The sequence below is a fragment of the Pandoraea soli genome, assembly GCF_902459595.1.
Lineage (GTDB): Bacteria > Pseudomonadota > Gammaproteobacteria > Burkholderiales > Burkholderiaceae > Pandoraea > Pandoraea cepalis.
In genome coordinates, this window is record NZ_CABPSG010000001.1 from 324,818 (window position 1) to 339,152 (window position 14,335).

A 14,335-nucleotide genomic window follows, 5' to 3' on the forward strand; every position below is an offset into this window, starting at 1 on the left:
TGCGCGGATGGTGCAATGCAGTTCAGGGTTAACAGGGATAAACCTGTCTTCAGGCAATTTAATGCACGATTATCCGACGACCAGGCGCCGAGAAGGGATGACGTCGGTCACACGACGGGTATCTCATAGTATATTTACGCACAAGCCTTGCATTCCCATTCCGCCCAATGCCTAAACCGCCTGCCAACCGCCACACCCTGGATCCGGCCGATGACGCCGAGGCGGGGGCGTCGTCACCTCTGGCGTCGCTGGCTCGGCAGGTGCGCACGTTGCGCGCGCAGCGGGGCATGACGCGCAAGCAGCTCGCCATGCAATCAGGGGTGTCCCTCCCGTATCTCGCTCGCGTGGAAGCCGGCACCGGCAACGTCTCGCTGGCCGTCCTGCACAAGCTTGCCGATGCGCTGAACGTGCGCGTGGAGGCGCTCGTGGCCGAGCGCGCCGCTTACGATGGCGATCTGCTCATCCTCGTCGAGTATCTCCGTCAGCAACCGCTGGAAACGCTCGCGCGCCTGCGTCGGCAGATTGTCGTGCCGGTCGCGGCCGACGCGCGCCGCACAGGGCAACGCATTGCCCTCATCGGCTTGCGCGGCGCGGGCAAGTCAACGCTTGGCCCGGCGTTGGCACAGGCCATCGGCGCTCCCTTCATCGAGCTGGACAGGGAGGTCGAGCGCGAGGCGGGCATCGCCATCGGCGAAGTCATCACGCTTTACGGACAGGCCGCGATGCGGCGCATCGAACGGCAGTGCATCGAGCGGATCATTGCGGAGCACGACCATGTCGTCCTCGCCACCGGCGGCGGGATTGTCTCGGAAGCGCCAACCTACGAGCGCGTGCTCCGCGCATTTCGCACCGTGTGGCTGCGCGCCCGCCCAGAGATTCACTTCCAGCGCGTGATGCAGCAAAACGACGCGCGCATTGCCACCGAGGCGCTGCGCAACGAGGCGCTCGATCACATCCATCGCATGCTCGATGCGCGCGAGTCGCTCTACCGGCTAGCCGACGTTACGCTCGATACGTCGGACATCACGCCCGACGCCGCGCTCTCGGCACTCACGCGCGACCTGTCGCCTGCCCGCGCTGCGTGAGCGGTCCCCAAACGGGTGAAAGCCGCATTCGCATGCCGCGCGCTTGAGCTGTCACAGACACCGTACTATAGTGGCCGACGCCATGCATCGCTCGCGCTGCCGTGACGTGCTCGATCGGCGGCACGTCGGCGCCGCACGCCAACTCAAGGATTTCGCTCACTATGGACACCACCGTCGTCGAGAGCTGGAAGGATTTCATGGAACTATCCTCCCGCTTCGAAGGCTGGGCCTTTCGCGGGCAGCAGGACGCACGCTGGCATCTGCAAAGCTCGCTCTCGCGGTATCTGCACGCCTATGTGTCGGACAAGGAACAGTGGCGCAGCCGTGAGGCGCGTGCCATCCGCATCTTCCGGCGCAAGGCGCACAACCATGTGCCCTGGCCCGACTTGCTGCACGACGATCTGCGCTGTCTTGGGCTGATGCAGCACCATGGCGCGCCGACCCGTTTGCTCGATTTCACGAAATCGCCCTTCGTCGCCGCGTTCTTCGCGCTGGAGCGCGCCACGAGCGATTCGGCCATTTTCGCGCTCAACACCCCCGCGCTGTACGACGACCGTGCTCGTCCGCGTCATGCACCGTGGCTCACCCGCGATACGATCGATCCGCGCGTCAAGGGGAACATGGAGAAGTACTTCCTCGGCAACGACAACGAGGTGGTCTGGTTCGGCGAGCCGGAAGAAATGGACGGTCGACTGATCGCACAATCCGGCACCTTCGTGGTGCCGGGCGTGATCGACCGACCGATGCACCGCATTCTCGATGGCTATGAGAGTGACGAACCGCTGCTGCGCAAGATCGTGCTGCCGTTGGCGCTGCGCGCGGACGCGATGAAATGGCTTTATCGGATGAACGTCACGAACGCATCGCTGTTTCCGGATCTCGACGGTCTCGCACGCTCGATTGCCATTGAAATCGAAATGATCTGGCCGACGCAGACCTTGGGATGAAGGCCCCGGGGTGGGTGCGTGCCGAAACGTTACGCGTCAGATCAAACGCTGCAAGAAACTGGCCCCGCCGGATTTACGCGCGGACTTGTTGGCATACATACGCTGATCGGCCACGCGGATGAGTTCGCTCATCGATTCGCCGTCGTCGGGGAACACTGCCACGCCCACACTCACGCGCACGCTCAGGCTGGCATCGTTGACGGAGATGACCTGCTCGATCTCGGCGCGCAGACGCGTGACTGCGACGTCGATCCGCTCGACGACCTCCGCGTCCTGGACAATGGCGACGAACTCGTCGCCCGAGTGACGCGCCACGAAGCCGCATCCCGTCACCCCCGCCTTCATGCGCTGACCAATCTCCTTGAGCAACAAGTCGCCGACCGCGTGCCCCAGGCTGTCGTTGACCCCCTTGAAACCGTCGATATCGGCGAACAGGAGCGCCAGCTTCCCGTTGGTGCGCTGTGCACGGCGCACGGCCTCGCTCGCGAACTCGCCAAACGTGCGGCGGTTCGGCAGTCCGGTCAGTTCATCGAATCGCGCCGCCTTGTAGAGATCGTCGATCAGTTGCTTTCGCTCGATGGCCAACGCAGTCTGGTCGCAAACGAACGAAAGCAGCCGCTGTGCGGACTCCGCCTGCAGCGCGCTGGCCGGGCCGTACAGCATGAGGGTGCCCACGGCGCGCCGCGCCGTGTGCATCGGCAAAACCGCCAGCGCCTGCGCGCCGGGCTTGACGAGCGCGTCTGGCACGAACGGTTCGGCACGCACGTGGGAAATCGATTGCCCCGCGCCGTCGATGGGGACCGCTTCGATCCGGTGCCATAGCGTTTGTTGCGCTTGCGCAGCCTGCGTCGAGAGGCCCCTCGCCTGCGGCCAGTCGAGCAAGGGGACGTCGGCGCTGTCGCGATATTGATACGCCTTCTCCCACGCCATCAGGTCCGCGTCGCAGGTGGCCACGACAATCGCATCGATGGGGAACAGCTTGGACAGTGTGTCGTGGACGGCCTTGCACAGGGAGCGAATATCGGCGGCGTCGTGGGCCGCTTCGGAAATCGAGTAGGTGGCGCGCTGCAGCGCTTCGGCCTGCTTCTTGGCCGACACATCGCGTGCCACGCCAATGCGAAGTTCATGGTCTTCGGACCAACGGGCGGACCACATGATATGGACGAAATGACCGTCCTTGTGAATATAGCGATTCTCGAAACCGATCCGGGGATGTCCTGCCATCACGAGCTTCGATTCTTCAATCGTGCGCTCGCGATCCTCCTTCACGACGAAGTCGATCATCGAGCGCCCCAGCAATTCCTCAGGGGAGTAACCGAGAATGCGCTCGCAAGCCGGACTCACATAGACGAGAACGCCAGCCTTGTCGACAAGAAACACGGCGTCGAGCAGCAACGCCATACAGCTTGCCAAGACGTCTTTTGTTACAAATTCCATGTATATCGAACGGACACGAAGCCTCCGCGTAGTATAAGGCAATCTCAATATGTGAATATTTCGTCACCTTGACGACGCAATACTTGCGATCGCTTCCCCGCCGCACTACGATCCCGCGCTCCTCAAAAAATCAGTTGCTTTAGCCAGCCCGGCGCTGCGATATTCGCCGCGCATTCTGCCCGCACGTTCCGGCACGCAATCTCATATTCGCTACGTAGCAGCTTGATTCTCGCCGCCACGTGACACCGGAATGCCAACTCGCGCTCGCTGAACCCCACCCGGTCCTCGTAACGGGTACCGTCGGGCAAGGGGCCCCGAATCTCGTAATACGTCACCCCGTCACGCGAATACTTCCCGACTTTGGCTGCCATCTTGTCTCAGTACTGTTCGGTTTTTCCCGCCCCAAGTGTTCATTAGTATTTTTTTCGTTTCCGGGGCGTGAACGAGATTGTCACTTGAAGGGTTCAAATTGGCAACCGCGAAAGTGCCCTCGTGGCGGTCGTACCACGGGGCGTTCACGGCGATCAAGCGAATACTGAACGTCGAATTTTTATTGAAACATTGGATCTCGAATTAAAGGACGGTTTTAAATCGCGTCGCAATGATACCGGGGCGACCGACATAGCCTTGCCGCGTTGCGCCGCCACCGATCGATGCGCTTGACGCCGCCTGCGTATAGCGGATAGAGTCTGCGCATGACGAATTTCCTCATCCCCTTCTCGCCGTGTATGCGCATTGTCCCGATGGGACAGCCGGGGGCGTTCGTCAAAAGCAAAAAACAGTCGCTCAACTGACCGGAGCGTACTGTTCCGTCAGTTGAGCGACGGAACAGCTACGTGGACCCGGCAGTCCCGCACCTTGCGCCGCCCAGCCTCACCCGGCGCGCCTGCCTCGAAGTTTCCCACGCGCCTGCCTTTGCCCGTCGCCCCGCTGAACGGTTTTCATACCGGTCGACGCACGTTCGTTCCGTTTCGTTCGTAACGTCCAGGGAGACACTTATGCAAGTCACGCAATCGCAACCCCAGTCGCCCGCTTCATCGCGCTCCCCGCTCTTTCGCGGCATTTGGGTGCCACTCGTCACGCCTTTCACCAGAGATGCCGCCGACACGCCGGTCGATCACGCGGCATTGCGTCGATTGGTCGCGCACTATCGTCGTTCGGGCATCGCCGGCCTTGTCGTGTGCGGTACGACGGGTGAGGCGGCAGCCCTTGACGACGCCGAACAGCTCGCCGTGCTCGACACCGTGCTGACCGAGGCTGGCGACCTGCCGGTGATCGCTGGGCTCGCCGGCAATCACCTGGGTCACACGCTGGCGCGCCTGAACGCCCTCAACGCCCTGCCCCTGGCGGGTGTGCTGACACCTGCACCGTATTACATCCGGCCCGCACAGGCGGGGCTCCTCGACTGGTTTCAGACACTGGCGGATCGTTCGCGTGCGCCGGTGGTGCTGTACGACATTCCGTATCGTACGGGCACAACCCTGACGCTGGAGACGCTGCTCACGCTCGCGGGTCACGACAATATTCGCGGCATCAAGGATTGCGCGGGCAACGCCCACACCACGCAGACACTCATCGCCGACGGACGCCTATCGGTGCTGGCAGGTGAGGACCATCAATTGCTGTCCACGCTCGCGATGGGCGGCCATGGCGCGATCATTGCAACGTCGCACTGTCGGCCGGCGCATTTCGTGGCCTTGTATCGCGCGGTGCAAGCGCAGCAGCTGGATGTGGCGCGCGTGCTGTTCCATGCGCTCATGCCAATGGTGCGGCTCATGTTTGCCGAGGCGAATCCCGGCCCGGTCAAGGCTTGGCTCGCACATGAAGGCCTGATCGCCGATGTGCTGCGTGCGCCGATGACAAGCGCATCGCCTGCGCTGACCCAGCAGTTGGTCGCGGCCGTTGCCGCCATCGACGCCGCGTTCGGCGCGAAGGCGGCTAATGCCGCCTGAGGCGAGATAGAAGGCGAGGGGGTGGAACAGCGGACGTCAGGCCGCCGCGCGCTGTCGTCCTGGCGCCGTCGTGCCGCGCTCGCCGCGGGACGGCAGTGGGCCTGTCAACGCCAATGTCGGCGTACGCGGCGTCATGCCCGGGTGTGTGCTGCCGTCGCGTTCAACGCGGAACTTCGCAGTCTCGCTGACCAGTTCGGCGGCCTGCTGACGCAGGTGGTCGGCCGCCGCCGCGGCTTGTTCCACGAGGGCGGCGTTCTGCTGCGTGACCTGATCCATCTGCGTGACGGCTTGCCCCACCTGCTCGATGCCGCGCGCCTGGTCGTCGCTTGCGGCGGCGATCTCGGCGATCAGCTCGCTCACGCGCCGCACCGACACGACGATCTGGTCCATGGTACGGCCCGCGACTTCCACGCGCGATGTGCCATCTTCGACCTGCTGCACCGATGCCGCAATCAATTCGCGAATGTCCTTGGCGGTGCCTGCGGAGCGCTGGGCTAGCGTGCGCACTTCGCCGGCCACCACCGCGAAGCCACGACCCTGCTCTCCAGCGCGTGCCGCTTCCACCGCCGCATTGAGCGCGAGAATATTCGTCTGGAAGGCAATGCCTTCGATAGCCTTGATCATGTCGCTCATGCGCGCCGACGCGCTGGCCATCGCCTGCATCGTCTCGACGACCGCACGTACGCTCTGCGCCCCGGCATCCGCCACCCCGGTCGCTTCGTGCGACAGGCGTCGCGCCTCCATCGCATGTTCGACATTCTGACGCACGGTCGACGTCAGTTCTTCCATCGACGACGCCGTCTCTTCGAGCGAGGCAGCCTGCTCTTCGGTGCGTTGCGACAGGTCGGTGTTGCCCTGCGCGATTTCGCGCGCCGCGTTGTCGATCGCTCCCGACGCGCCCTGGATATTGCGCACGAGATGGCTGAGTTGTTCAACGGCTGTGTCGAGCGCACTCGCCATCTGGCCGATTTCGTCGGCACGCTCGGCATTGACGCGATGCGTCAGGTCGCCACGCGCGAGCGCCGAGGCCCCTGCCACCGCCGCACGCACCGGGCGCGTGACCGAGCGCGTAATCGCCACCGCCGACAGCACGGACAGCACGACCGACGCGAGCATCGTGGCGAGCAGCCACAGGCGGGCGGATCCATATGCGGCGGTCGCATCGGCCGCCTCCTTCGCGCTGACCACCTTGCCGACCTCCATCAAACCGTCGAGGGGGGCGAAATACGCCACCTGCGCCTTCTGCAGCGGCCCCATCAGTTCGGTCTTGGCTTGCGCAAAGTTGCCGCTGCGAACCAGTGCCACGACCACGTCGAGCTGCTTTCCATAGTCCGCGTTCGTATCGGCCAGCGTGCGGTAGAGCGCCTTGCCCTTGTCGGTATAAAAGATCGTCGCCATGCCCGCGATGCTCTTGTTGTTGGTCTGGCGCATCTCGTCGATCTTGGCCAGACGGGCATCGAGTTGTGTGTTGTCTTCGGACATCACGATATCGCGCAGGAGTACGGCAACGTGCGCCGCGCGATCCTTCAGGCCATGAAATTCAAGAATCTTGGTGTTCAGGTCGGAGACGATGAGCTGGGTATTCGTATCCATCGTCGCCATTTTCGTCACCGCCACCACGGCCACGACCAACAGCATGAATACATTGACGGAAAAGGCGGCGGCGAGCCGCTTGCTGATACTGAGGTTCTTGAACATTGCCTTGCGCGCGTTAAGCGAATCGTCCTGCGGTGTTGTCGTGACTTCAGCCCGCCGCCGGCAAGCCTGGCAGGCCAGTGACTCTCTCTGTACCTCTGTGGAGGTATAACGAGTGCATTTGACGAAACTTGAGCCTCTGCGCGACAAATTCGCCGAATCTTCCGTCTGTGCCGTTCAGACAGGCCGCCATCGAGGGATATCCGCACCAAAACGGCGCAAACGACGCCTGTCAGCCTGGCAACTGATAGGGTCCGCCACGCGCCAGAGCGCGCTGATACGCATCACGCGCATGAATGCGTTGCAGAAAATCGGTGATCGCGGGCCAGCGCCCCTGCGCGTTGCCGCGCGCGCTCGCGGCTTCGAGCGGGAAACTCATCTGGATGTCCGCTGCGCTGAAGCGATCGCCGACGAACCAGCCGGTCTTCGTGAGCGCGTCGTTCACGTAGTCGAAGTGCAGGCGCAGTTGCGGATCGACGAAGCTCGACTGCAGCGTGTCGCTGATCTTGCGGGCAATGGGGCGAGCGAAGAACGGCATGGGCGCGCTCGCGATGCGCAGGGCGACGAGCTTGAGCAGCAAAGGCGGCATGGCCGACCCCTCGGCGTAGTGCAACCAGTAGGTCCAACGCAGCCGCTCCGGTGTGCCTCGCGGCGGGGCCAGTCGCCCGAGTTCGTCGCGATCGGCGAGATACTCGATGATGGCGCCCGACTCGGCGAGCGTCAGTTCGCCGTCGGTCACGACCGGCGACTTGCCGAGCGGATGCACCTCGCGCAGTGCCGGCGGCGCGAGCATCGTCTTCGGGTCGCGCGCATATCGACGCAGGTCGTAGGGAATGCCCAGCTCTTCGAGCATCCACAGCACGCGCTGCGAGCGCGAGTTGTTCAAATGGTGAACCGTCAGCATAGGGTCTGGCTCCGGCGGGACGTCCGCTCGCCATTGTCGCCGCAACGCCGGGTTTAAGGGTAATCTTGTCCATCGGCCGATCCGGAATCGACCCTGCGCCCTCTCCCTCTCTTTCATCCCTCATGGACCGAATCGATGCCATGAAAGTCTTCGTCGCGATCGTCGACGAAGGAAGCCTCGCCGGTGCAGCCCGGCGCCTCGGGCGCTCTGCCGCGGCGGTAAGTCGTGCCATCGGCTATCTCGAAGCGCATACGGGTACGGCCCTGCTCCATCGCACGACACGTGCGGTCAAGCTGAGCGTTGCAGGCGAGCGCTATGCCGCTGCCTGCCGACGCATCCTGCTCGATCTGGACGAAGCCGACGTGATCGCCGCCGGCGAACGCTCGGCGCCACGCGGCCTGCTCACCGTCTCCGCGCCGCTCGCCGCCGGAGAAACATTCATGCGCGAGATCGTGGACGCCTTCATCGAACGCTATCCGGAAGTCGTCGTCCGCCTGCAATTGAGCGACCTGCCCGTGAGCCTGATCGACGAGGGCATCGACGTCGCGATGCGCGTGGCCCACCTGCCCGACTCCTCGCTCGTGGCCACGCACGTGGGCGAGGTTCGGCGAATCATTGCCGCCGCTCCCGCCTATCTGGCGTCCCACGATCCTATCGAGTCCCTCGCCGATCTGTCGAAGCAGCAAATCGTGTCCATGACGTACTTCGGCATCGACTCGTGGCGCTTCCCCGCCACGGGACGCGGTTCCGTGCCACAGGTCGTACAGTTCACGCCGCGACTGGTCGTCAATTCGATCCGGGCCGCGATTGCCTCGGTCGTCGCAGGACACGGCGTGGCGCGAATGTTGACCTATCACATCGTCGACGAATTGGCGCACGGCACGCTGCACATCGTCTTGCAGGACTACGAACACCCGCCCATGCCGGTTCACGTCATCACACCGCAAGGACGGTTGGCCGTGCCCAAGGTGCGCGCCTTCGTCGACTTCGCGGTGCCGCGTCTGCGCAAGCATTTCGCACGGGTACACAAGCTGGCGAGCCAGGCATAAGGGATGGGCAGTGCCGATGAAGCGGCGTCCTGCCGCCCCGCCATTCCGCCATTCCGCCATTCCAACATTGTTACGCCGCGCGGAAGAATGACTTCCAAGACATGACCGTTCCCCGGCGCGCCGCCACCGCCTAGACTGAGTCCGTTGCCGTGACGCCTCGCACCGACCGACGTCGGGGCGAAGCCGGTGCTTCCGGAGTCCTCATGTCCCACGCCGCCCTTGGCAGCCCAACCACCGCCACCTTCAACGCCTGGCGCGCCACGCTGTCGGCCGCCTGCGCCAGTCTCATCGGCATTGGCTTTGCCCGTTTCGCCTACACCGCGCTCTTGCCCGCGATCATCGGTGCGCACTGGTTCGCGCCCGCGACCGCCGCCTATCTTGGCGCGGCCAATCTCGGCGGCTATCTGGCCGGCGCCTTGGGCGCCCGCGTGCTGGCGCGCCACGCGTCGAGCGTGACCCTCGTGCGAACGATGATGCTGGTCGCCGTATTCGCCTTCTTTGCTTGCGCGTGGCCCCTCTCGTTCGTCTGGTTTTTCGGATGGCGCTTCGCCTCGGGGTTTGCGGGTGGCGTACTGATGGTGACGGCAGCACCGTCGGTGCTGGCGCACGTGCCCCCCTCACGGCGCGGCATCGTGAGCGGCGCAATCTTCGCCGGCCTCGGACTGGGCATCGCCGCGTCGGGCACGCTCGTGCCGCTCTTGTTGCGCGACGGCCTCGCCGAAACGTGGAGCGGCCTCGGCGTACTTTCGCTCGTGCTCACGGCGGTGGCGTGGCGCGGTTGGCCCGACGGCGCCCCCATGGCAACGGCCGCCAGCGCCCCCGCTCATATCAGGCGCCCACCCACCAGTCCGGTGGCGCTGCGCTCGCTCTACATCGAATACGCGCTAAATGCCGTCGCGTTGGTGCCGCACATGATTTTCCTCGTCGACTATGTCGCGCGCGGGCTGGGCAAGGGACTAGACGCCGGAGCAAACTATTGGGTGTTGTACGGACTCGGGGCGATCGTCGGTCCGCTTTTTGCAGGGCACCTCGCCGACCGGATCGGCTTTGCGCGGGCCTTGCGTGTCGCTTACGTTGCGCAGTTGTGTGCGGTGCTGCTGCCGGTGCTCGGCCTCGGCTTGCCCGCCCTGATGGTCTCCAGCGTGGTCATGGGCGCCTTCACCCCGGGCATCGTGCCGCTGGTGCTCGGACGCGTGAACGAACTACTCGTCCATCATCCTGGCGGACAAAAAGCCGCCTGGAGCACTGCCACGACCAGCTTCGCGACGTTGCAGGCAGGTGCCGCCTACGGCCTATCGTTCCTGTTCGCCGCCACGTCGGGCAACTATTTGCTGCTGTTCATGGTAGGCGGCGCCGCGATGGCGATCGGGCTGCTCGTCAACGTGGCCTCCGCTCGCCTGGCGCTCCACTTTCCGGGCGACACGCCGAACGCTCGCCGGAAGTAGCGGGTGAAGTGGGACAGATCGTTGAAGCCTTGCGCGACGGCAACGTCGGTCGCTGGCGCGCCGGCGCGCAACGCGGGCAAGGCCCGCACCAGACGCAACTGATTGCGCCAGGCATGCGGCGCCAGGCCAGTTTCCCGCGAGAATAGCCGCGCGGCGTGAAACGGCGACAGGTCGACCGCTTCGGCCAACGCCGTCAGCGACAACGGCTCGGTGAGATCGGCCGAGAGCCGCGCCTTCATGGTCTCGACGCGCACCGCATCGCGATATAACGGCGTGTCCGGCACCCGCGCCTGCGCATGGCGCGCCAGCATGAACGACACGGCCTCGATCAGTACACTTTCCGCCAGCAACGGGTCGGCGCCGGCCTGAAGCAGACGGTGCGCCGCCGTCAGCCGATGCATCGCCTGCGTGTCGCGGATGACCTGCTCGCCAAACCAGGGATGCGCGTCGCCCGGCGTCGTCAGCCCCGCCAACGGACGCGTCACCTGACGCTGTACGCCTTGCACGAAGCCGACCGGCAGGTAAAACACGCGATAACGCCACCCGAAATCGGTTTCGCGCGCGCCGGTATGCACTTCGCCTGGGTGGATGACGGCCACGGATCCGGCGTCCGCCACATGCTCGCCGCCCCGGTAAGCGTAGCGCTCGGCCCCTTCCACGATGCACGCGAACGTATATGCATCGTGCCAATGGGGTGCGAAGGTATGGTCGTTGTACTCAGCGGTGACCATATCGCCACCAGGAACCAGCGACGAGCGCCAGTAGTGGGGGGCGTTGCGAAACGGCTGAATCGGCGGGGACAGGACGTTCATTTACGTCACTTTACACTGGTCGTCAAACCGTTTGCCGAGCGCGCATCTCGCCTGCCCGCGCCCCCCTGCGCGCGGCGACCTCAGCCTATCCCGTCCATCAACGCGTCGCCACCACGAAGAGCCTTGGAAACGGCAGCAATACCGTACCGTCGGCCAGCGCCGGATACGCCTTGGCGATCTCGTCGGTGTAGCGCGTCAGAAACGCCGCTCGCGAAGCATCGTCGAGCTTCGCGAGGAACGGCCGCAACGCACTGCCCTTGAACCACTCGACGACCGCCGGTGCCCCGCCCGCGAGCGGGTGGTAGTACGTCGTGCGCCAGATGTCGACGCGCGAGCACAGCGCGCGAAGCAGCAGGTAGTAGAACGTCGCCGTGTGGCGCGCCGTACGCTCCACCCCTCTGAGCGTTGCGGCCCAACGCGGATCGGCCGCCACTTCCCGCATCAGCCGGTGCGCGGGCTCGTCGAGATTGTCAGGCATCTGCACGGCCAGCGAACCACCGGGCGCAAGACAACCGACCAGGCGCGGATACAGCGCCTCATGATCCGGCAACCATTGCAGCACGGCGTTGGCGAGAATCACGTCGAACGGACCATCGGTCCATGTCGCGATGTCGGCCAAGTCAAAGCGGTATTGCGGCAGTCGCGCACGCGCCGCGTCGACCATGTCCTGCGAACTATCGAGCCCGAGCACGTCGGCGCGAACGTAACGGGCGGCGAGCACCTCGGTCGAGTTGCCGGGGCCGCAGCCGATATCGACGACGCGTGCCACCCCGCGATTCGCAAGGGGCGGAATGGCCGCCACGAGCTCGCGCACGGGACGCGTGCGCTCGTCTTCGAACTTGACGTATTGTTCGGCCTGCCACGCAAGATTCACCGGGGCATTCGACGAGGGGGCTTTCGACATGACGCTCTCCATGGGGAATCGGGCAAGCGTCTTACGATATCAGGTCGCCGCCTGCAACGCCTCCACAAACACGCGCAGATGTGGCGGCTCGGCATCGGTGATCGCCCAGTACGTCATGCCGCCGCGCCGCCAGCGCGCGATGGCATAGCCATCGGACCCCGTGATCGTCGGCGCCGCCGCGCCCATGTCGCGCGCCGGAAACACGTAGACATCGATCGGATGCTTGTCCGTGCGGTAGACGAGCACGGCCACCGTGCGTCCGCCAACGTAGTCGACGCGTCCGCCTTCCAGCGGGAACCCCTTGGCCGACAGATCGGTGACGGGCGGCGCGTAATCGATGCGTCCGTTGAACCACGGCTTGACGGTGTGCTGATCGGTTGAGACCACGTCAATCGGATGTTGCGAGAGCAGCGCACGCACATGGCTTGCCACGATCTCCTGCGGTTGCAGGCCCATGACAGCCGGTTCCTCGATCCCCTGCGGCGTCGCGGGCGGACGCGCCACCAGCAGCGCCATCGCAACCGCGAGCCCGCCGAGGATCGCGCCACCGGCGCCGCCGAACAACCAAGGCGCAAGGCTCGGCCCCCACGCCAGTTCCGCCGGTCGATCCGGCGGCGGCGTCGGAGGCAGGCCCGGATGGACTGGATTCGTCGGGTCCGCCCCGGGCTTCGCTGCCTGCGCAGGCGCTGCCGTGGCAGGCTCCGCCGCCAAGCGCACTTGACGTTCGGCGAGCACCACGTCGTCGCGCAACGGCTTGCCGAGCGGAGTGGCTTCGCCAGCGACAGGCGTTTCGCCGGCACTCGTCCCCGGCGTCCTATCGTTGGGGTCGTCAGGCTTGTTCATCGAGCCCTCCCCGCATGGTGCCCTCGAGCGGCAGACGTGTCAGACGTGCGATCTGCGCCGCACCGTCGCGGCGACGCCACTCCGTCAGCCAGCGCGCGAGGGTGTACGTCGCATCGAGGTGCGGCAAGGCCAGTACATCGAATCGTTCCGACGCAGGCGCGCCGGCTTTTTCAGCGTCGGCCACAGGAGTCTCCCCAGTGCGGGCAACGCGGTGCCCGGGTGAATCGGTCTGTTGTCGCCAATACGACGTCAATGGCCTCATTGAATCACATCTGCCTTTCCCCACGATGATTTCGCGATGACTTCACGAGGATCACTCCGGTCATATGCGGATGAATCGCGCAGTAGTAGGGATACGTCACCGGTTTGTCGAACATGAATGAGAACGTGCCGTTGGTATCGAGCGCGCCCAACGCAAACGCACGCGAGATGATTAACGTCGCCTGCGAGGGCCCGGCGACGCGACATGCGCCGCGACGGGTCGCCCTGGGCAGTCGATTATGACGCGCCCCTTCAGAGCGGCGAGTACTGCCATCGAGTGGCCACCCCGGCCCCCCCATGGAGATGCCACGATGGCACGCCATTGAGCACACTCTGGCAAGGGCGGCCTGTGCCCGCCGGCGATTCGCTCATCTTGGCCGTGCGACGCAGCAACGGACGCGGATCGGCTGGCACACCTTGGCGGCGCAGTTCGAAATGCAGGTGCGGGCCCGTGACCATACCCGTCTTGCCGACCGCACCGATGACGCGGCCCGCCGCCACCGTCTCGCCGACGCGCAGCCCGCGCGCCGTGGCGGACAAGTGGGCGTAGATCGTCTCGCTATCGTGCCGATGCGCGATCACGATGTAACGCCCGAACCCCCGGCGCTCGAAGCCGATGGACTTCACCACGCCGTGCGCCACCGCGCGCACCGGCGTGCCCGAAGGCGCCACGAGATCGATGCCGTTGTGCCGATGCTTCACGCGCCGCACCGGGTGGGAGCGCGTGCCGAAATCCGACGAAACGCGCGAATAGGTCACCGGCATGACGAGCGGCTTCGACGCCTGCACCGTCAGGGGCATGGCATACAGCGGCGTTACCTTGCCGCAGACGGATTGCGGCAACGCCACGCTCAAGTGCGGCGACGATGCGTCGGCCGACGCGCTCGGCGTCGTCGGCGAGAAGGAAAACGACGGGGTCAGACGCGGGTGCAGGCGCAATGTGTCGGCCATGCCGCCAGTTTCGGCCATGGCAGCCGCCGGCACCGCCATGCACAGCCAGA

At 65.0% G+C, this 14,335-nt stretch carries 13 protein-coding genes and 1 pseudogene; 5 read left to right on the forward strand and 9 right to left on the reverse strand.

The features are described 5' to 3' along the window. Nucleotides 1–167 precede the first annotated feature (167 nt). Nucleotides 168–1,085, forward strand: coding sequence for a helix-turn-helix transcriptional regulator (locus tag PSO31014_RS01300; RefSeq protein ID WP_246176179.1), 918 nt, complete (start codon nt 168–170; stop codon nt 1,083–1,085). Nucleotides 1,086–1,246: 161 nt separating this feature from the next. Beyond that, nucleotides 1,247–2,032, forward strand: coding sequence for an FRG domain-containing protein (locus PSO31014_RS01305; protein WP_150549949.1), 786 nt, complete (start codon nt 1,247–1,249; stop codon nt 2,030–2,032). Nucleotides 2,033–2,068: 36 nt separating this feature from the next. Here PSO31014_RS01305 and PSO31014_RS01310 read toward each other — a convergent pair whose 3' ends face one another. After that, nucleotides 2,069–3,469 carry a sensor domain-containing protein gene (locus tag PSO31014_RS01310; protein ID WP_150549950.1) on the reverse strand — a complete coding sequence of 467 codons (1,401 nt, stop codon included), beginning with the start codon at nt 3,467–3,469 and terminating at the stop codon, nt 2,069–2,071. A 122-nt stretch (nt 3,470–3,591) separates the two neighbouring features. After that, on the reverse strand, nt 3,592–3,840 hold the full coding sequence (locus PSO31014_RS01315; RefSeq protein WP_150549951.1) for a hypothetical protein: 249 nt from the start codon (nt 3,838–3,840) through the stop codon (nt 3,592–3,594). A 627-nt stretch (nt 3,841–4,467) separates the two neighbouring features. Here PSO31014_RS01315 and dapA point away from each other — a divergent pair. Next, entirely contained in the window at nt 4,468–5,421 is a 954-nt protein-coding gene (dapA, locus tag PSO31014_RS01320; RefSeq protein ID WP_150549952.1) for a 4-hydroxy-tetrahydrodipicolinate synthase, read from the forward strand. A gap of 36 nt (nt 5,422–5,457) precedes the next feature. Here the strand turns inward: dapA and PSO31014_RS01325 are convergent, their stop codons facing one another. Together PSO31014_RS01325 and PSO31014_RS01330 are read right to left on the reverse strand one after the other, a co-directional pair. Next, nucleotides 5,458–7,119, reverse strand: a complete 1,662-nt coding sequence (locus PSO31014_RS01325) for a methyl-accepting chemotaxis protein (protein ID WP_150549953.1) — start codon at nt 7,117–7,119, stop codon at nt 5,458–5,460. A 229-nt stretch (nt 7,120–7,348) separates the two neighbouring features. Next, the gene (locus PSO31014_RS01330; protein ID WP_150549954.1) at nt 7,349–8,020 is read right to left on the reverse strand and encodes a glutathione S-transferase; all 672 of its coding nucleotides are present in this window, start codon (nt 8,018–8,020) and stop codon (nt 7,349–7,351) included. Between the two features lie 122 nt (nt 8,021–8,142). Between PSO31014_RS01330 and PSO31014_RS01335 the strand changes: the two genes are divergently transcribed. Together PSO31014_RS01335 and PSO31014_RS01340 are read left to right on the forward strand one after the other, a co-directional pair. Further along, nucleotides 8,143–9,069: a LysR family transcriptional regulator gene (locus PSO31014_RS01335; RefSeq protein ID WP_150549955.1), complete on the forward strand. Its 927-nt coding sequence runs from the start codon at nt 8,143–8,145 to the stop codon at nt 9,067–9,069. Between the two features lie 203 nt (nt 9,070–9,272). After that, nucleotides 9,273–10,514 (forward strand): YbfB/YjiJ family MFS transporter, encoded by a 1,242-nt coding sequence (locus tag PSO31014_RS01340; RefSeq protein ID WP_150549956.1) that lies wholly within the window; start codon nt 9,273–9,275, stop codon nt 10,512–10,514. Here PSO31014_RS01340 and PSO31014_RS22545 read toward each other — a convergent pair. From PSO31014_RS22545 to PSO31014_RS01365, 5 genes and pseudogenes are all read right to left on the reverse strand, one after another. Further along, nucleotides 10,475–11,326 (reverse strand): annotated as a pseudogene (locus PSO31014_RS22545) (helix-turn-helix transcriptional regulator); the annotation flags it as partial. The gene PSO31014_RS01340 and the pseudogene PSO31014_RS22545 overlap by 40 nt on opposite strands. A gap of 97 nt (nt 11,327–11,423) precedes the next feature. Beyond that, nucleotides 11,424–12,230: a trans-aconitate 2-methyltransferase gene (gene tam, locus PSO31014_RS01350; RefSeq protein ID WP_174976335.1), complete on the reverse strand. Its 807-nt coding sequence runs from the start codon at nt 12,228–12,230 to the stop codon at nt 11,424–11,426. A 39-nt stretch (nt 12,231–12,269) separates the two neighbouring features. After that, entirely contained in the window at nt 12,270–13,073 is an 804-nt protein-coding gene (locus PSO31014_RS22550; RefSeq protein ID WP_246176180.1) for an anti-sigma factor family protein, read from the reverse strand. Next, complete coding sequence (locus tag PSO31014_RS22555; protein ID WP_246176181.1) at nt 13,060–13,257, reverse strand: hypothetical protein; 198 nt, start codon at nt 13,255–13,257, stop codon at nt 13,060–13,062. Before PSO31014_RS22555 ends, PSO31014_RS22550 begins: the two co-directional genes overlap by 14 nt. A 329-nt stretch (nt 13,258–13,586) precedes the next feature. Continuing rightward, nucleotides 13,587–14,303: a M23 family metallopeptidase gene (locus PSO31014_RS01365; RefSeq protein WP_174976336.1), complete on the reverse strand. Its 717-nt coding sequence runs from the start codon at nt 14,301–14,303 to the stop codon at nt 13,587–13,589. Between the last annotated feature and the right edge of the window lie 32 nt (nt 14,304–14,335).